The sequence below is a fragment of the Mesorhizobium kowhaii genome (assembly GCF_003253745.1).
Classification (GTDB): domain Bacteria; phylum Pseudomonadota; class Alphaproteobacteria; order Rhizobiales; family Rhizobiaceae; genus Mesorhizobium; species Mesorhizobium kowhaii.
This window is the reverse complement of the sequence record NZ_MZXV01000027.1, coordinates 153,753-172,546: the sequence shown is the minus strand read 5'-3', so window position 1 is coordinate 172,546 and position 18,794 is coordinate 153,753. Positions and strand designations below refer to the sequence as shown.

The following is an 18,794-nucleotide window of genomic DNA, read 5'->3' as shown; positions in this document are numbered from 1 at the left end:
CTGCCGTGCCTCGTTCGAGACTCCCGCGGGTTCTCGCGGTATTGAGCCTAGCCCAAAAAAAGAGGCCGGAATTTCCGGCCTCTTTTTTGTCACCTGTTTTTCGCAATTCCGGACGGAAAACCGCTACACACTTTTCCTGGAATTGCTCTAGTTCGGCAGTGCCGGCATCAGCTTGGGATCCGGCTTCTCGGCCAGATGCGGCAGGTCTTTGCTGGCAATGAAGGTGTAGAACATGGGCACGACGAAGAGCGTGAACATGGTGCCGACCAGGATGCCAGTGAAGATCACCAGGCCCATCGAATAACGGGCCGCGGCACCCGCACCGCTGGACGTGATCAGCGGCACGACGCCAAGCGCCATCGCCGCCGTCGTCATCAGGATCGGCCGCAGACGCACCTTGGCCGAGGCGATGATGGCGTCACGGCGGCGCATGCCGTGGATTTCTCGCTGCTGGTTGGCGAACTCGACCAGAAGGATGCCGTGCTTGGTGATCAGGCCGATCAGCGTGATCAGGCCGACCTGCGTATAGATGTTGAGCGTGCCGAGACCCAGATTGAGCGGCACGATGGCGCCGAAGATCGACAGCGGCACCGCCATCATGATGATCAGCGGGTCGCGGAAGCTTTCAAACTGCGCCGCCAGCACCAGATAGATGACGATGACGGCCGCCGCAAAGGCGATCAGGATGGTGTTGCCTTGTTCCTTCTCCTGCCTGGACTGGCCGGAGTAGTCGATGAAGAAGCTATCGGGCAGGCTCTCCCTGGCTATGTCCTCCAGTGCCTTCAACCCGTCGCCGGTGGTGACGCCGGGCAGTGGGAGCGCGGAAATCGTCGCTGAATTCAGCTGGTTGAACTGCTCGATGGCCGCCGGTGCCGCATTGTTCGAAATCTTCACCACGGCCGACAGCGGCACCATCTCGCCCGTCACGCTGCGCACGAAGTATTCGCCGAGCTTTTCGGGATTGTCGCGGAATTCCTGCGGCACCTGCGGGATGATGTCGTAGCTGTTGGAGTCGCGATCGAACTGCGCCACTTCGGCACCGCCGACCAGCAGCGTCAGCGTCCGGCCGATATCGGCGATCGGCAGGTTGAGAGCCGCGGCGCGGTCGCGATCGATGGTCACCGTCACCTGCGGTGCGTCATAGGCCATCGAATTCTGCACGACGATGAAGCGGCCGGAGGCCTGCGCCTTGTTCTTGATCTGCTCGGCCACCTCGTACACTTCCGAGGAATCGCCGGTCGATCGCACCACCATGGCGATGGGCAGGCCGCCGCCGGAGCCCGGCAGCGTCGGGGGCGCAAAGACGAAGGCCTGGACACCCGCCACCTTGGCGAGACGGGCCGTAATGTCGGCCTGCAATTCCTTTGAATTGCGCTTGCGATCCGCCCAGTCCTTGAAGGCAAAGCCGACGAAGGCGCTGTTTGTCTCACCGCTGAAGGCGACGGCGGAGAACTGCGCCCGCGTCTCGGGAATATCCCTTACAAGGCCGAGCATCTGGTTGACGTATGTCTCGGTGTAATCGGACGTCGCATAGCGTGGCGCTGTCACGATCGAGAGCAGAAAGCCCTGATCCTCTTCCGGCGCCAGTTCAGTCGAGGTCTTGGTGAACATGAAGCCGGTCACGCCGACAAGCGCAAGCACGATGATCAGCGTCAGCGGGCGATAGTTCAGCGAACCGGTGACGGCCCTCTCGTAGACGTGTTCGACCCGCGCGAAGGTGCCGTCGACAATGCGCTGGAAGCGGCCGGGCGTGCCGGACTTCAAGAGGCGCGCCGACATCATCGGCGTGATGGTGACGGCGATGACGCCTGACAGCACCACCGAGCCGGCGAGCGTGACGGCGAATTCGCGGAACAGCGCGCCGGTCAGGCCGCCGGTGAAGGCCAGCGGCGCGAACACGGCGGCCAGCGTCATCGTCATGGCGACGATGGCCGAGGCGATTTCGCGCATGCCGCTGAATGCCGCCTGCATCGGCGACATGTGGTCTTCTTCCATGTGGCGATGGATGTTCTCCACCACCACGATGGCGTCATCGACGACAAGGCCGATCGCCAGCACCATGGCCAGCAGGGAGAGAAGGTTGATCGAATAGCCGACCGCAAACAAAAGGAAACAGACGCCGATGAGCGACAGCGGGATGGTGACGATCGGCATCATCACCGAACGGAAAGAGCCAAGGAACAAAAGGATGACGACGATGACGATGGCAACCGCCTCGGCGATGGTCTTGAACACCTCGTCGATCGAGGCACTGATCTGCCCGGTCGCATCGTAGACGACCTCGATCGTCATGCCTTTCGGCAGCGTCTCTTGAATCTGCGGCACGAGCTTGGTGAGCGCCGCCGCCGTGGTCAGCGGGTTGGCCGCCGGCGTCGGGAAGATGGCGAGGAAGGTGCCGGGCTTGCCGTTGAAGCTGACCCTGGTGTCGGTATTCTCGGCGCCGAGCTCGACGCGAGCCACGTCGCGCAGCCGTACCACATTGCCATCGGTCGAGCGCAGCGGCAGCGCGGCGAACGCTTCCGGCGTCTGCAGCGTCGAGCGCACGGTGATCGACGAGACGACATACTCGTTCTGTGTATTGCCGGGCGCCGAGAGGAAGTTGGAGTTGTTGATCGCCTCCAGAACTTCGGAGGCCGTCACGCCGCGCGCGGCAAGCTTGACCGGGTCGATCCAGACGCGCATCGAGTATTCCTGGGCGCCGAAGATCTGAACGTCGGCGACGCCTTCGACCGTCGACATGCGTGGCCGGATGACGCGCTCGATATACTCCGTCAGCTGCTCCTTCGTCATGTTCGGATTCTGCATCGAGATGTACATCATCGCGAACTGCTGGCCGGTGCCCTTGACGATGACGGGATCCTTGGAGGCGTCCGGCAAGGTGCCGCGCACGCCCTGGACCTTGGACAGCACTTCGGTCAGCGCGACGTCGGGGTTGGAGCCGAGCTTCATCTGCACCGTCACGGTGCTGGAGGACGGACGGCTCGACGAGGTGACGTAGTCGATGTTTTCGGTCGAGGCGACGGCGCGAGCGATCGGGGCGGAAATGAAGCCCTGGATCAGGTCGGCGCTGGCGCCCGGATACGCCGTCGTGATGGTGATCGCGGTTTCGTCAACCTTCGGATACTGCCGGATCGACAGGTTGAAGATGCCCTGGAAACCCAGGAGCAGGATCATGCAGGCCAGGACGGTCGAAAGGACAGGCCGGCGAATGAAGAGATCGGAAAAGCTCATTGCGGGTCGGCCTGCTTGTTCGCCGATTTGGTCGGGTCGATGGTGTTGTCGACGGCTACGGACATGCCATTGAATAGCCGGTTCTGACCGGCGGTAACGACCTCGTCACCGGCCTTCAGCCCCTCGACGATCTCGACCATACCTTGATTGCGGCGGCCTGGCTTGACGAAGACCTGCGACAGCACCAGCGCAGGCTTGTCGCCTTCCGCCGCCGGCTTGGCCGGATCGGCAGGCTTGTCCGCTGGCTTTGCCGCATCGGCGGCAGGCTTGGTTGCATCAGCCGCCGGCTTCATGGCATCAGCCGGCTTGGCATCAGCCGGCTTGGTGTCTGCGGGCTGGGCGTCCGCCGGTTTCTCGGTTGCCGACGCGGCGGGCTTTTCTTCCGGCTTGGCTGCTTGCGTGGGGGGCGCTTCGGCTGGCTTCGCCGGCTGCACCACGAATATATAGTCGCCATAGAGGCTGGTGGTCAGCGCCGTCTGTGGCAGCGCCAGCACATTCTGCTCTTCAGGCAGTTCGACACGAACCTGCACGAACTGGCCGGGGGTCAATTTGCCTTCGGTGTTGGCGACCTCGGCCCGCACGTTTACCAGCCGGCTCGAAGGGTCGATTTTCGGGTCGATGCCGCGAATGGTGCCGGCGTAGGGCATCTCGCCGCCGCCGATTCCCAGCCGCACCGTTTGACCGATCTTCAGCGAAGGCAGCTGTTGTTCCGGTACCGTGAAATCGACCCGCATCGTGTCGAGATCCTGTAGCGTCACCACTACGGTGCCGGGCGCCAGGTATTGGCCGAGGTCGATTTTCGGGATACCCACCGTGCCGCTGAAAGGCGCCGTCAACTGCTTTTGGTCGAGCACCGCCTGCAGTTTGTTCACTTGCGCGGCAGTTGCCGATGCGGTTGCCCGCGCCGTGTCGAGCGTAGCCTCTGCGTTAACGCCGCGCCTCTGCAGTTCAATGGCGCGCGTCAGCGCCATCTGGACGAGCGCCACTTGCGCCTTCGTCGCTTCTAGATCCGCGCGCTCGACCGCACCGTCGAGTTGCAGCAGGACCGCGCCGTACGCAACCTTCTGATTGGCGTGAAACAGGATCTCCTTGACGATGCCGGTGGTTTCAACCGTCAGATCGACACCACGCACCGCCCTGACCGTGCCGATCGCCTCGACGCCCGGTGTCCAGGTCAACGGCTTGGCGATCGTCGTCGACACGGTCGCCGCCGGTGGTTTCATCGAGGCGAAATACTGCTTAATGCCGTTGTCGCGCAGGAAGTTAAAGCCGACAATGCCGCCGACCACGACGACGAGGACGAGCAGAACAAGGGCGATGATGACGATACGAAGGATGCGCTTGAACAAGGAAGTCCCCTCAGTCGAAATCCGGCGCGAAGCTCGGACATCGGGACACATATCGACTGCAGGTCCCGATTTCAAATAATGGCGGTCTTACTGTACCGTCTGGACGGTCTTGTCAATTGGGCCTAAGCTTGCGATGGGAGGGGCCATGAAAGCTCCAAGATCGAACTCGCGCGAGAAAATTCTCGCCGCAGCGGCCGATGTCGCACGAGAATCCGGCCCCGGCAGCCTGTCGCTGGAAGCGGTCGCCAGCCGTGCCGGCGTATCGAAGGGCGGGTTGCTCTACAATTTCCCGACCAAGGCCAAGTTGATGCAGGGACTGGTCGAGGGCTATTTGCGTGAATTTGGGCAAGCGCTCGAATCCGCCAACAGCAACGACAAAGGCGAAAACCCGCTCGCCGTCTATATCAGGCTGTCGGCAAGTGATTGCGAGGACAAGCAGCCATCGGCATCCTGGATCTTTTCGGCGATCGCCGAGGATCCCGATTTCATGACGCCGATAAAGACCTTCAAGCGGCAGCTTTTCGAACGGCTGAAGGGCGAGACGCAGGATCTGAAGTCGCTGCTGGTCTGTTATCTCGCCATTGAGGGGCTGCGCAGCATGAACCTCTTCGATGCGGATGTCCTGTCGAAAGACGAACGGCGACTGCTGGTGTCGTCCCTGCTTGAGATCGCGGGATCGCCACAGACCCGCGAGGACATCGATCAGGGCTGATCCAGGCAGGCCTTGCCGGTTGCCGGGTCAAACAAGCGAAACGCTGTCTCGTCGAAGGCGAAGCTGCATGTTTCACCCTTGGCAAGCCGGGTCCGTGGCGGCAGGCAAGCCGTCAGCCGCTGTGGGCCGATGCGGGCCGTGGTGACCAGTTCGGGTCCAGTCAGTTCGACGACCTCGATCTCCACGGGCAACGACAAGTCCGTCGCAGCACCGGTCGCCACGCGAAGCGCTTCGGGCCTGATGCCGACGACGACCTTTGCGCCGTCACGGGCCGAGTTCCGATAGCGTGCAGGTACGGGTATCCGCACGTTGGTATCGGCAATGGCCAGCCTTCCGTCGGCGACGACCGCTTGCAGCATGTTCATCGATGGCGCGCCGACAAAGCCCGCGACATAGAGCGTCGCCGGCTGGTTGTAGATCTCTTCGGGCGTGCCGAGTTGCTCGATCCTGCCATCGCGCATCACCGCGATGCGGGTCGCCAGCGTCATCGCCTCGATCTGGTCGTGGGTGACGTAGACGATCGTGGTCTGCAGCATCTGGTGCAGGCGCTTCAGCTCGGTGCGCATTTCAAGGCGCAGCTTGGCGTCGAGATTGGACAGCGGTTCGTCGAACAGGAAGACCTGCGGCTTGCGCACCAGCGCCCTGCCAATGGCGACGCGCTGGCGCTGGCCGCCGGAAAGCTGGCTCGGCTTGCGGTCGAGCAGGGTCTCGATCTGCAGCAGTTTCGCCGCTTCGCGCACGGCCTTGTCGCGCTCGTCGGCGGCAACCCCGCGCATCTCCAGGCCGAAGCCGATGTTGCGGTGGACAGTCAGGTTCGGATAGAGCGCATAGGACTGGAAGACCATGGCGATATCGCGGTTCTTGGGATGAACGCCAAGGATCGAGCGGCCGCCGATCAGCACATTGCCGCTTGTCGCTTCGGCCAGCCCGGCGATGATGTTGAGCAGCGTCGATTTTCCGCAGCCCGACGAGCCGAGCAACACCAGGAATTCGCCGCTCTGCAGCGCGATGTCGATGCCTTTCAGCGTCTCGACACTGCCGTAACTCTTGCGGATGTCGCGGATTTCAAGCGCGCTCATGGATGGATTCCCTGTACTGCATCGGCCCACCATAGTTGCGGGGCAAGGTGGAAATCGCGCGCGAGGCCACATGCGTCGCGGCGGAGAGGCAGGCCGATAGCGGTTGCTCCTGGGCCAGTGCGGCGAGGAAGGCGGCGTTGAAGACATCGCCGGCGCCGATCGTGTCGACCACCCGGACATCGGGCGCGACGGCTTCGACGAGTGCCCCATCCGGGCCGATGGCGATGGCGCCCAGCGGCCCGCGCTTGACGACGAAGGTCGCGCCTTCCCTCATGCTCGACCGGATCTCGCGCGCGGCCTCCACAGGGCTCTGCATTCCGGCCAGGGTCACGGTCTCGACCTCGTTGAACAGCGCCAGCTCGCAGCGCGACAGCCATGCGCGGGTGGCCGCGCAATTGGCCTCGGTCCAGCCATCGATCGGCCAGCCGGTGTCGAGCGCGACGGCAATACCATGGCTGTCCGCCCAGTCGAAAAACGCGTCGTAGTCGCGCGTCAGATCGTCGGTCAGGAAGGAGCCGCACAACAGCGCGTAGCCGCCTGAGAGCGCCCTGCCGTCGAGAACGGCGAGCACGTCGGCGAGGCTGAAGCGCGGCAGATGTCCACGTGTGGTGAAGAAGGTCCGCTCACCGTCAGGGTGGGTCATGCCGACGGACAGCGTCGTGCCTTCAGGCCGGACCGGCCATTTCTCGGCATGGCGGCCGAAGGCCTCGCGAAGCCAGCGGCCGAACTGGTCGTCGCCGACATTGGCGGCAACGGCGAAATCGACGCCCAGCGCCTCCCAGGCCAGAGCGCTGTTGCCAGCCTGGCCGCCGACGCGCAATTCGTCGTGGTCGACGACGGTCTCCGTTCCGGCGACAGGCCACGGCGCTACCGGGCCGACAATCAGGTCGACATTGACGTTGCCGATCACCGCAAGCGGACGCATCACTCGCTCCTGGTGATCTTGGTGGAGCGGACAGGCGTGCCGGCGTTGTCGACGCGGGCATCGGCGAAGGCGATCATCAGGCGTTGCGCTACAGGCAGCATGGCGAAGATCGCGGCGAGGCCGGAAGCCGGCTTGAATGAAAGCGTGATGGCACCCGCAACAGGCGATTGCCCGGACGAATCGAAGATGACGAGCGGTGCGCCGGCCTCGACCACGGACAAGGCCATGGCGGTCACCAGCTCCGACGTCGGGTCGTTGCCGCGAAACAGTATGACGCCGACGTGCGGGCCGAGCATCTCCATCGGTCCGTGACGCAACTGGCCACCCTCCAGCGAAAAGCATGGCAGTCGCGACAGCTCGGTGAAGCCAAGTGCCAGCGCTTCGGCGAGACCTTGCAGCCGGCGGCCCGAGGTGACGATGGTCGTGACCTTGGCCAGAGCCGTGAGTGCCTGCGCGATGTCATTGTCTTGTGGCTGATCCAGGGCGCCAAGCGCGGCACTCGGATCCTCGCCGAGTGCGGCTAGGATCGCCAGATGCAAGGCGAAGGTCACGGTCAGGCTGCGGGTCGCGGCGAACGCCAGTTCGGTGCCGCCGGCGCCGACCAGGCAAGGTACGGTGCGAGCGAGGAACGAGGCGCCTTCAAGCGTCAGGCCGAAAACATCGGCAGTGCTGCCGATCTCGGAGAACCATCTGACGACCTCGGCACTTTCGCCGGACTGCGAGGTGACGAGCACCGTCCTGCCCGTCAGCAGCAGCGGCTGGCCGAGTTGCTCGGAAAGCGGCAGCGCCAGCGCATCGATGCCGAGCGCGCGGTAGAGCGGCTCGACGGCGCGACCGACGGCATGTGAGCCGCCCATGCCGAGCAGCAACAGCCGGCCGGTCCGCCGGATCGAGGCGGCGACCTTTGCCGCCATGGCCGTGTTGTGTTCGAACGACGCGATCGCATCGGCATGCTGGCGCGCCATCTCGCGGTCGATCGCGGCCAGCCCGACCGGCCGGGGTTTTGCTGCACTCATCGTCATCCTTTCACACCGCCGCTGGTCAGGCCGGAGATCAGGGCGCGCTGCATGACTAGGCCGATCAGCACCGGCGGCAAGGCGGCCAGCACGCCGGCCGTGGCGATCAATCCGTAGTCGGAAACACGACCGCCGGCCAAATCGGCGATGGCGACGGTCAAGGTCTTGGCGCGCTGGTCCGAGGTGAACAGCAGCGCATAGAAGAATTCGTCCCAGGCAAGCAGCACGGCAAACAGCGCCGATGTCGCCATTACAGGTGCGGCCAGCGGCAGCGTGATGATGCGCAAAGTCTGGAACAGGCCGGCGCCGTCGATCATCGCCGCCGCCTCGATTTCGCGCGGGATCGAGTCAAAGCCCGCCTTCATCAGCCAGGTGGTGAAGGGCGCCAGTATGGTCAGGTAGACCAGTGCCAGACCGAAGACATTGTTGAGCAGGCCGAGATACGACAGGCCCATATAGAGCGGCACGGCCAGCGCCACCGGCGGCAGCATATAGGTGGCGATGACCATCGACAGCGACCAGCCGATCGACGGTGTGCGCGACACGGCCCAGCCGGCGGGGATCGCCAAGGCGAGCGCCGCGATGGTCGCCATGCCGGCAATCTCGAGGCTGTTGCGCAGCGATGAGGTGAAGGCAGCGCCGGCGCTGTTTTCGGCCGTCGACAGCAATTGCTGGTAGCGGGAGAAGTCAGCACTTTGCGGCCACCAGCGCAGCGGCTTGGCGGCAAGGTCGGCGGCAGGCGATATGCTCATGATGAACAGCCAGGCGATGGGCGCCAGGATGACGGCGGCGAGCAGCAAAGCGCAGGCATGGATGAGGATGCTGAAGGCGGGGCTCTGGCGTTCCATCAGGCGGCACTCCCGGCGGTCTTCCGCACCAGCGCCGCATAGGCGACGGCCAGCACGGTGACGAGCAAGGTGACGATCAGCGCCAGCGACGCGCCGGAGCCGGCGCGCTGGAAGGAAAAGGCCTCCTGGTAGACGAGGATCGACAGCGTGCGGGTGCTGTTGGCCGGGCCGCCGCGGGTCATAACCCAGATGATGTCGAAGACCTTGAAGGCCTCGATGGTGCGCAGCACCAGCGCGACCATCAGCGGGCCGGCGAGATAGGGCAGGATGACGAAGCGGAAGCGGTTGAAGGGCCCGGCGCCGTCGACGAGTGAGGCGGCAGTGATGTCACGCGGCACCGCCTGCAGCGCTGCCAGCGCGATCAGCGCCACCAGCGGAAAATTCTTCCAGCAGTCGGCGACGATCAGCGCCGCCAGCGCCGTACCCGGCTCGCCGAGCCAGGAACGGTAGGCGTCGATGAGGTGCAATTGTGTGAGGGCGGCGTTCAGCGCGCCATATTCGGGATTGTAGATCAGCCGCCACAGCGTGGCGTTGACCACCGTCGGCAGCGCCCAGGGCAGGATCATCAAGGCCCGCAGGATGGCGCGGCCATGAAACTGCTGGTTGAGCAGCAGCGCCGCGAGAACGCCGATCACCATTTCGGCGGCGACCGAAATCACCGCGAAGAGTGTCGTGGTGACCAGCGTGCGCGAAAAATTCGAGCTCGACAGCATGTTCGCATAATTGTCGAAGCCGACGAAATTGCCGCCCGTGCCGACAAGCTTGGCGTCGGTGAAGGAAAGCCCGACGGTATCGACCAGCGGCCAGCCGATGACGGCGACCATGACCACGAGCAGTGGCAGCATCAGCAGCCATGCACGGGTTGTCATCCAGGTGCCCGACATCGGAGCAGCCCCTCTTCATTCATCGAGATTTCAGAAATAGCACGGGCGGCACTCGCGCATGACCCCGGAAATCGGAACCGATTTCCGGAAAGGATCATGCGCAAGATCAGAAAGCGCTACAGCGTCCTTTGCCCGTCCAAGTGGACGGGCGGCGCTGTAGTGCCGCCCGTGGTTGGAGAGCAACGTCTTAGAGGCCGCTGTTTTGCGCGGCGGTCTTCAAGGCGTCTTCCGGCGAAGACTGACCAAGAAGCGATTCCTGGATCGCCTGCTGCAAGGCGGTCGACAGCTCCTGGTACTTCGGCGTGGTCGGGCGCGGATACATGGCAGCCAGGCCGACCTTGGCGGCGGCGATCAGCTCTTCCTGACCCTTGGTGACGGCCGGGTCGTCATAGGACGATGCCCAGATCGGCAGCGAGAGCTTGGCATACTGGTTTTGCGTCGCCTGCGAGGTCATGAATTCAATGTATTTCCAGGCCTCGTCCGGATGCTTTGAGACCGCGGTGACGCCAAGGCCCATCGAGCCGTTGACGGCCGACACCTCGCTGGTACCACTAACGCCTGGCGCCGGCACAACGCCGACCTTGCCCGCCACCTTGCTGTCCTTCGGATCGTTGGCCATGTTGTACATGTAGGTCCAGTTCAGCGCGAAGGCGGCGTCACCGTTCTCAAAGACCTTGCGCACGTCCTCTTCCAGGAACTCCTTGGAATTGGGATTGGTGAGGCCCGATTTGTAGCTGTCGACCATGTATTTCAGCGCCGCGACGCCGCCGCCATTCTGGAAGTCCGGCTTGCCGTCCTTGAGGAAGTCGCCGCCATAGGCGCTGACCAGCGTTGCGTAGTCGCAGATCGCGGCCTCGGCCTGCGACCAGCTCCAGGCGATCGGCGTCTTCAGCAGGCCCTTGTCCTTGATGATCTTGGCCTGTTCGCCGAGTTCTTCCCAGGTCTTCGGCGGCGTCTTGATGCCGGCCTTTTCCAGGATCTCCTTGTTGTAGAACAGGTATTTGGTGTCGAGGATCCACGGCATGCCGTAGTATTTGCCTTCATACACGACCGTGGTCCAGGCGCCGGGCAGCACGCCCTTCTTCATGTCGTCGGTGATCTTAGAAGACTCGTCGACCAGCACCTTGTTGGTGGCGTATTCGGCCGGCCAGATGACGTCGAACAGCACGACGTCGTAGCCACCGCCCGACCCCTGCGCGAGCACGGTCTTGTCGTGCAGGCCCTCATAGGGGACGAATTCGAGATTGACCTTGATGTCGGGATTGGCCTTGGTGAAGGCGTCCGTCATGGCGCGCACGTCAGCCTCGCTGTAGGCGGCCTGCGCCATGAAAAGCGCATTGATCGACGTTTCGGCGAAAGCATGGGGAACGAACAGTCCTCCGACAAAGACTGCGCCCAAGAGTGTCTTACCGATCGATTTCAGCATCTTCTTCTCCCATTTCCGATGTGGCGGGCCGGCGATTTGCGTTGCCTTCCCGGGTTGATGTCACGTGACCCAATGTTTCCCCGACCGTGGGCGGCGACTGGCACAAAGCCCTGGCCGTCTTCTTCTGCGGTCTGTTTCGCCATTAAGTCAATTCGCTTGACTTAATTAGTCGATCAATATCCTAATGGAGTCAAGAGGGAAACGCCGGTGGACGATATCAGCCCGATCCGCGCCAAGAGCGGCACCAATCAGGAAGGCACGAGCGCCCACAACCGTCGTGTCATGATCGAGGCGCTGCGTCTCAATGGTGCCCTGTCGCGCGCCGATCTGGCACGGGCGACCCAACTCACCAAGCAGGCGGTCTCCAACATCATCGAGGACCTCGAAAGCGATGGCCTGGTCGTTGCTCTCGATGCGGTGCGCAAGGGCAGGGGCCAGCCCTCGACCCCTTACTGGCTTGTTCCCGAAGGCGCCTTCGCCATCGGGCTGCAGATCGACCGCCATTTGACGCGGGCGGTCGCCGTCGACCTGGTCGGCAGCGTGCTGGCGCGGGCCGAGGCCAACCTGCCGTTCGATGAGCCATCGAAGGGCGTCGAGGTGATCCTCGGCCTGGTCGGCGGCGTCCGACGTGAACTTTCCGAGATCTCCGCCCAGTCCGAAGAGAGGCTAGTCGGCCTCGGCGTCGCCATGCCGGGTCCTTTCGGGCTGAAGAATTCGGACGACAAATGGATGATGCCGGCGTGGCAGAAATTCCCACTGCTGGAGACTCTGGCCGAAGGCACGGGCCTCAATGTCAGCCTGCAGAACGACTCCGCCGCCTGCGCGACGGCGGAACGCATCGTTGGCGCGGCGCACGGCGTCGATCACGCGGTCTGCCTCTACGTCGGTTACGGCATCGGCACCGGATTGATCCTCAATGGTGAGCTCTACAGCGGCGGCCATGGCAATGCCGGCGAGATCGGCATGGCGCTGCTGTCGCCGGCCGGCCCCGGCTCGACGCCGCTCGAACATCGCGCGTCGCTGGCTTCGCTTTACCAGCATCTCGACCTCAACCCGGCCGACAAAGACATCTACGAACAGATGAATGCGCTGGTCATGGCCGAGGATCCCAAGATCATGGCCTGGATCGATGGTGCAGCGCATGATCTGCGCTGGAGCGTGCATCTCATCGAAACGATCTTCGATCCGCAGACCGTCATCCTGACCAGCGGAGCGCCGGAAGCCCTGGCCCGCCGGCTGGTCGAGGCGATGCATCCGCTGCTGCCGTCGATTGCCGACCGACCAGGGCGGAATTTGCCGCGCCTGCAGCTCGGCACCACCGATCCCTGGTCGATCGCGCTCGGTGCTGCCGCGGCGCCGATCAGCCGGGCCTTCGATCCGCTGTTTTCGGCGATCCTGAAGACGCGCTCCAGCGGCGCCTGAGAGCATCGGTCACCACGCTTTTCGCCCCGGCGCATCCGCGGATATGGCGGCCGACATCGTCACACAGGGTTCATCGTGCGGACATAGCGTCTTTCTCGGTTCTTTGCTGCAATGCAATAGGAGTGGGACATGGTGGATATAGTTTCCAGTGAAGCGGGCATTCCGAGACCGGATCATCCGCTGGATAGTTCGGGTAGCGCGAAGTGGTTCCTGCCGGCCTTCGGCGTGCTGGTGCTCATCGGCGTTGTCTATGTCGGCTACGCGCTCAGCCAGGATCTGGCAGAGGCCAAGACCGTGCCGTGGATCCTGCTCGGTATTGCCTTGCTGATCGCGCTCGGCTTCGAGTTCGTCAACGGCTTCCATGATACCGCCAATGCGGTGGCGACGGTCATCTACACACGCTCCCTGCCGGCCGAGTTCGCGGTCATGTGGTCGGGCGCCTTCAATTTCCTCGGGGTTCTCACCTCGAGCGGCGCCGTCGCTTTCGGCATCCTGTCGCTGTTGCCGGTCGAACTGATCCTGCAGGTCGGCTCTTCCTCCGGCTTTGCCATGGTGTTCGCGCTGCTCGTTGCCGCCATCCTGTGGAATCTCGGCACCTGGTTCCTCGGCCTGCCGGCGTCGAGCTCGCACACGATGGTCGGCTCGATCATCGGCGTCGGCCTCGCCAACCAGTTCATGGCGCCTGCCGGCAGCGCCACCAGCGGTGTCGACTGGTCGCAGGCGACCAATGTCGGCATCACCTTGCTGGTGTCGCCGATCATCGGCTTCTTTGCGGCGGCGATCCTGCTCTATGCGATGAAGCTGCTGGTGCGCAATCCAGCGCTCTACGAAGCACCGAAAGGCAACACGCCGCCGCCGTGGTGGATCCGCGCCCTGCTGATCTTCACCTGCACCGGTGTCAGCTTCGCGCATGGCTCCAATGACGGACAGAAGGGCATGGGCCTGATCATGCTGATCCTGATCGGTGTCGTGCCGACGGCCTACGCGCTGAACCGCACGCCCGACATCAATTACCTCGAGGCCTACAAGTCGGCCTCCGCCAGCGTCGAGCAGGCGCTGGGCAAATATGCCAAGCCTGGCGTCACCGTCACCGATGCCAAGGCCGCTGTCCAGGATGCCGTGCGGACCCGGACCTGGAGCGACCAGACGACGGTCGCGCTGCAGACCTACATCCACAACACGACAGCGGGCCTGCAGCCCTATGCCTCGGTCGACAACGTGCCCACCGATCTGGTCAGCAACGCACGCAACGACATCTACCTGATCGGCGAGGCGCTCAAGCTGATCGACAAGAAGAAGTTGCTGCCGATGGAGGCGACCGATCTGAAAGCGGTCACCGACTACCACAAGGCCGTCGACAACGCGACGAAGTTCATTCCGATCTGGGTGAAGGTCGCCGTCGCCCTGGCGCTCGGCCTCGGCACCATGGTCGGCTGGAAACGCATTGTCGTCACGGTCGGCGAGAAGATCGGCAAAAGCCATTTGACCTATGGCCAGGGTGCCGCCGCGGAGCTTGTCGCGATGGTGACCATCGGCATGGCCGACCGGCTCGGACTGCCGGTGTCGACAACCCACGTACTGTCGTCTGGCGTCGCCGGAACGATGGCTGCCAACGGTTCGGGGCTCAATGGTCGACGGTGCGCAATCTGCTGCTTGCCTGGGTGCTGACCTTGCCGTGCTCGATCACGCTCGCCTTCGTGCTGTTCATCATCTTCCGCCAGGTGTTCTGAGCAGACAATCAACCATTGAAATGAAAACGGCGCCGGTTTCGGCGCCGTTTTTCGTTTGGGGCGGCTGTGGCGTGTTCGGGATTGTGTTCGGCCACGTGTCATTCAAGGCAAGGCCTTCGGGCACATTCCCATACGCCTGAAGGCCTTGGCCGGTGAACTGTGGATTTGCCGATGCCCTCGTCAGACGAAGGCGCCAGCTAAGACGTCAGGTTGGATCCTCGCGGTGCAGATCGTGGATGGCGACGCCCTCGACATTGGTCGGCAGTGTCAGCCACTGGCGATGGCGCAGCGTGCGCTGCGTGTCTTCCAGCCCCATCTCCCAGTGCTCGCGCATCGAGGTGCCGGAGAATTCGTAGTCCTTGGCGTGTCCCTCATAGCCTTTGTGCTGGTAGATCAGGTGGACGATGTTGACGACGCCGGCCTGCGAATAGTCCTCGATCAGCTCTTTTTCGCCTTCCTTCAACAGTTCGGCTGGCACGCGCTTCAGCGCCTCGAGCAGCTTCATCTTCAGCGCATGGATGCGCTGGAAATTGTCGGTGTTCTGCCGCGTGCGGCTGGAATACATGATGTCCTTGTGCCGCGACAGCACGTCGGCCATGCCGCGTGGCAAGGTGCCGCGCGCGCTGAACAGGTCGACCTGGAACACCAGCGAGGAGCGGTCCTCTTCCTGGTCGAGAAGGTATTGCAGCGGCGTGTTGGAGACGATGCCGCCATCCCAGTAGTATTCGCCCTCGATGCGGATCGACGGAAAGGCCGGCGGCAGCGCGCCGCTTGCCATGATGTGCTCCGGTTCGATGCGCACTTTCTCGGTGTCGAAATAGACGAAGTTGCCGGTCCTGACATTGACCGCGCCGACGCTCAGCCGCTTCTTGCCGTCGTTGAGGATATCGAAGTCGATCAGGGTTTCCAGCGTCTCCTTCAACTCGGCCGTGTCATAGAAGCTGGTGGCGCCGTCGGCTCCCGGCTGTTCGAACCAGGGATTGGGATTGCGTGGCTTGAAGAAGCCGGGCTGGCCCATTGTCATCGTCATCCACGAACTGGTGCGGTTGCGGATGTCGCGGTAGATGTCGCCTTCCGGCGTATAGGCCCAGATCTTGCGGCCCGAGATCGTCTGCCAGAATTGCTCGAGACGCTGCAGGCGGCGGCTTGATTCATTGCCGGCGATGATCGCCGCATTGATGGCGCCGATCGACACGCCGGAAAGCCAGCTCGGTTCGCAGCCGGCGTCGGCCAGTGCCTGATAGACCCCGGCCTGATAGGCGCCGAGCGCGCCGCCACCCTGAAACACCAGCGCGACGCGATCATACTGCGCCGAGATTTCCTCGATGGTGGCCGTGGCCTCCTTCGTGCGATTGCGTTCAAGCACGGCTTTGGTCTCCGACTTTGTTTGAGCATGATCTTGTCCGAAAACCGGTTCCCGCTTTTCGGGATCATGTTCTGTTTGGATGCGGTCAGGTGCGGTCGGCGAGATAGTCGTGCACCACCTCGCCCAGTCCAAGCGTCAGATCGGCGGTGAAGTGGACGGCGGACACGATGTCGAGGACCGGCAGCCGCGCCACGTCGGCCATGACGTGGGGCCGCAGATCGAGCGCTGCGGGCGCCGTCCAGGCTTCCTTCAGCGTGATGTCGGTGAGGTGGTAGCGGACCAGCTCGCAGATGCGCGGCGTGCCGTCGACATGGGGGATGATCTTGATCAGGAAATTGGGCGCTGCCAGTGAAGCGAGGACCGGATCGCGGTCGACGGCCTTGTGCTTGTAGCCCATGGTGCCGGTGGCGCACAGAACGCTGCCATAGTGCAGCGTGCCGACGATCACTTCGCCTTCATGCACGATCTTGGGGTTGGCCAGCTTCTTGGGAAAGCCCCACAGCTCGCGGCCGCCGGCGATCGGCGCATCGTCATCGAGATACATCGAATGGACATAGGCGCCGTGCTCGCCCTTGTAGCGCACCGGTATGACCTGGCCGGTCTCGGTGTAGTCGCCGAAGCCGGTCGAGTCCGGCATGCGGATGAACTCGTATTTGACCAGCGGCTCGTCAATTTCCAGCGGCTCCGGCACGACGGCCTCCAGGGCCTCGCGCGTGGTGCGATAGGTGATGATGACGTATTCGCGGTTGAAGAAACGATATGGCCCGGGCGGGAAAGACGGGTTGGTCAGCGGCATCGCATAGGCGCGCTTCAGGACATCGGCGATTTCCAAGCTGCACCCCCGGTTTCTTTCAGATCAAATTTCGTTCAGGAATGAACGCGCGAATGCGCAATTGATTATGTTGCACGGCACCATGACAGAGCCGTGTCAGCTCAAAGACCACGGCGCCAGGGGCCAAGGCGGTTGTCGCAATGCTGTAATCGCGCCGACATATCGCCATGGCATTGTCATGCTGCGGCGCACAAGGCCGCACCGTCTTTCGTTCCCTCCCACCTCTCGCGAGATCATCATGGCTTCCCTGTCCTCGAAGAACGCCCTCGTTACCGGCTCGACCAGCGGCATCGGTCTGGCCATCGCCCGCGCCTTTGCCGCCGAAGGCGCCAACGTCACCATCAACGGTCTGGGCGATGCCGCGGCAATCGAGCAGGAGCGGGCCGGCATCGAGAAGGATTTCGGCGTCAAGTGCCGCTACTCCGATGCCAACATGATGGGCGGTGCGGCGGTGAGCGCCATGGTGCATGAGGCCGAGGCGGCGTTTGGCAGTCTCGATATCCTGGTCAACAATGCCGGCATCCAGCATGTCGCGCCGATCGAGGACTTCCCGGACGACAAATGGGAAGCCATCATCCGTATCAACCTGCTCGCCGCCTTCTATGCGATCAAGGCGGCGCTGCCCGGCATGAAGGCACGCAAATGGGGCCGCATCATCAACACGGCTTCCGCGCACGCGCTGGTCGCTTCGCCGTTCAAATCAGCCTATGTGTCGGCCAAGCACGGAATTGCGGGACTGACCAAGACGGTGGCGCTCGAGGTGGCGCTTGACGGCATCACCGTCAACGCGATCGCGCCGGGCTATGTCTGGACGCCATTGGTCGAAAAGCAGATTCCCGACACGATGAAGGCGCGCGGCATGACCGAGGAGCAGGTCAAGCACGACGTGCTGCTGGCGGCGCAGCCGACCAAGGAGTTCGTCACCGTCGACGAGCTTGCGGCGCTGACGCTGTTCCTGTGCTCGGACTCAGCCAAGCAGATCACCGGCACCACCTTGCCGATGGACGGCGGCTGGACCGCACAGTAGAGGGTAGTCAAGGCGTTCCGTTTGCCGGCTGGTGCCGCCAGGCGCGCCGGCAGGAAAGCATTCCGGTCAGGTCCATGAAAGTCATTCAGATATCCGATCCGCATCTGATGACGCCGGGCGGTCTTCTATACGGCTCCAATCCGCTCTCCAGGTTGGAAGCCTGCCTTGCCGACATCGGCAGCAACCATGCCGACGCCGATCTGGTGGTGATTTCCGGGTACCTGACCAATGACGGCGAGCGCGCCGCCTATGCTGCGCTGAGGGAAAGACTGGCAGGGTTCGGTCTGCCCTGCCGGCTGATGCTCGGCAACCATGACGACCGGGCGCTGTTTCTCGAGATGTTTCCGGAGGCAGCCGCAGAGCGCGGTTTTGTCCAGAGCGTCGTCGACAGCCGCGAAGGCCGCCTGATCCTGCTCGACACGCTGGACAGCGGACATGTCGAAGGCAAACTATGCGCAGCGCGTCTCGACTGGCTGGATGAACGGTTGCAAGAGGCCCGCGATCGGCCGGTCTTCCTCTTCATGCACCATCCGCCGTTCCGGATACACATCCCCGAGCTCGACCGTGTCCGGCTCGCCGATGCCGATGCCTTGCATGCGGTTCTGCTGCGTCACGGCAATGTTCGCCACATCTTCGCCGGACACGTCCACCGGCTGATCGCCGGCAACTGGCGCGGCATTCCCGTCAGCACGCTGCGCAGCACCAATCATCAGACCGCGCTCGATTTCTCGCAGAGCTGGAGCCTCGGCCATGAGCCGCCGGCCTATGCCGTGATCCTGATCGATGCGGATGGGGTGATCGTGCATTTTCACGATTTTCTAGACAGCGCAGCCGCCTGATTTGGCTGGCCCGGCGATGAATCACGTGCGCCGGCCCGTTGCCCATCGATCAAGTGAAACAGAAATCGCGTTCATGGGCTATCGCACCATGTCATTTTTCGCGTTTCG

14 protein-coding genes and 1 pseudogene are annotated in these 18,794 nt (G+C 63.2%); 5 read left to right on the top strand and 10 right to left on the bottom strand.

Going from position 1 to position 18,794, the window contains the following annotated elements:
- Positions 1-147: 147 nt before the first annotated feature.
- Together B5V02_RS11830 and B5V02_RS11825 are read right to left on the bottom strand one after the other, a co-directional pair.
- The gene (locus tag B5V02_RS11830) at positions 148-3,231 is read right to left on the bottom strand and encodes an efflux RND transporter permease subunit (protein ID WP_111544375.1); all 3,084 of its coding nucleotides are present in this window, start codon (positions 3,229-3,231) and stop codon (positions 148-150) included.
- Entirely contained in the window at positions 3,228-4,580 is a 1,353-nt protein-coding gene (locus tag B5V02_RS11825) for an efflux RND transporter periplasmic adaptor subunit (protein ID WP_111544374.1), read from the bottom strand. The genes B5V02_RS11830 and B5V02_RS11825 overlap by 4 nt, the downstream gene beginning before the upstream one ends.
- 145 nt (positions 4,581-4,725) lie before the next feature.
- Here B5V02_RS11825 and B5V02_RS11820 point away from each other — a divergent pair, with 145 nt between their 5' ends.
- A complete protein-coding gene (locus tag B5V02_RS11820; protein WP_111544373.1) occupies positions 4,726-5,292 on the top strand; it encodes a TetR/AcrR family transcriptional regulator in 567 nt (188 codons plus the stop codon).
- Here B5V02_RS11820 and B5V02_RS11815 read toward each other — a convergent pair.
- The 6 genes from B5V02_RS11815 to B5V02_RS11790 all read right to left on the bottom strand — a co-directional run bounded on the left by B5V02_RS11815 (position 5,283) and on the right by B5V02_RS11790 (position 11,470).
- Positions 5,283-6,371: an ABC transporter ATP-binding protein gene (locus B5V02_RS11815; RefSeq protein ID WP_111544372.1), complete on the bottom strand. Its 1,089-nt coding sequence runs from the start codon at positions 6,369-6,371 to the stop codon at positions 5,283-5,285. The genes B5V02_RS11820 and B5V02_RS11815 overlap by 10 nt on opposite strands.
- Entirely contained in the window at positions 6,358-7,296 is a 939-nt protein-coding gene (locus tag B5V02_RS11810) for a PfkB family carbohydrate kinase (protein ID WP_111544371.1), read from the bottom strand. Before B5V02_RS11810 ends, B5V02_RS11815 begins: the two co-directional genes overlap by 14 nt.
- Positions 7,296-8,312: an SIS domain-containing protein gene (locus B5V02_RS11805; protein WP_425374388.1), complete on the bottom strand. Its 1,017-nt coding sequence runs from the start codon at positions 8,310-8,312 to the stop codon at positions 7,296-7,298. The genes B5V02_RS11810 and B5V02_RS11805 overlap by 1 nt, the downstream gene beginning before the upstream one ends.
- 2 nt (positions 8,313-8,314) lie before the next feature.
- Positions 8,315-9,160, bottom strand: coding sequence for a carbohydrate ABC transporter permease (locus B5V02_RS11800; RefSeq protein ID WP_111544369.1), 846 nt, complete (start codon positions 9,158-9,160; stop codon positions 8,315-8,317).
- Positions 9,160-10,044 (bottom strand): carbohydrate ABC transporter permease, encoded by an 885-nt coding sequence (locus B5V02_RS11795; protein WP_111544368.1) that lies wholly within the window; start codon positions 10,042-10,044, stop codon positions 9,160-9,162. The genes B5V02_RS11800 and B5V02_RS11795 overlap by 1 nt, the downstream gene beginning before the upstream one ends.
- Before the next feature lie 187 nt (positions 10,045-10,231).
- Positions 10,232-11,470 (bottom strand): extracellular solute-binding protein, encoded by a 1,239-nt coding sequence (locus B5V02_RS11790; protein WP_111544367.1) that lies wholly within the window; start codon positions 11,468-11,470, stop codon positions 10,232-10,234.
- Positions 11,471-11,677: 207 nt separating this feature from the next.
- Here B5V02_RS11790 and B5V02_RS11785 point away from each other — a divergent pair, with 207 nt between their 5' ends.
- Positions 11,678-12,892, top strand: coding sequence for an ROK family transcriptional regulator (locus tag B5V02_RS11785; RefSeq protein ID WP_111544366.1), 1,215 nt, complete (start codon positions 11,678-11,680; stop codon positions 12,890-12,892).
- A 129-nt stretch (positions 12,893-13,021) separates the two neighbouring features.
- Positions 13,022-14,622 (top strand): annotated as a pseudogene (locus tag B5V02_RS11780) (inorganic phosphate transporter).
- A 205-nt stretch (positions 14,623-14,827) separates the two neighbouring features.
- Here B5V02_RS11780 and B5V02_RS11775 read toward each other — a convergent pair.
- Both B5V02_RS11775 and B5V02_RS11770 read right to left on the bottom strand, forming a co-directional pair.
- Positions 14,828-15,988, bottom strand: a complete 1,161-nt coding sequence (locus tag B5V02_RS11775) for a patatin-like phospholipase family protein (RefSeq protein ID WP_111544365.1) — start codon at positions 15,986-15,988, stop codon at positions 14,828-14,830.
- An 85-nt stretch (positions 15,989-16,073) separates the two neighbouring features.
- Positions 16,074-16,820 (bottom strand): acetoacetate decarboxylase, encoded by a 747-nt coding sequence (locus B5V02_RS11770; protein WP_111544364.1) that lies wholly within the window; start codon positions 16,818-16,820, stop codon positions 16,074-16,076.
- A gap of 238 nt (positions 16,821-17,058) precedes the next feature.
- On the opposite strand from B5V02_RS11770, the gene B5V02_RS11765 reads away from it, so the two are divergent.
- Complete coding sequence (locus tag B5V02_RS11765; RefSeq protein WP_111544532.1) at positions 17,059-17,847, top strand: 3-hydroxybutyrate dehydrogenase; 789 nt, start codon at positions 17,059-17,061, stop codon at positions 17,845-17,847.
- A gap of 74 nt (positions 17,848-17,921) precedes the next feature.
- Positions 17,922-18,686, top strand: coding sequence for a phosphodiesterase (locus B5V02_RS11760; RefSeq protein WP_111544363.1), 765 nt, complete (start codon positions 17,922-17,924; stop codon positions 18,684-18,686).
- Positions 18,687-18,794: the final 108 nt, after the last annotated feature.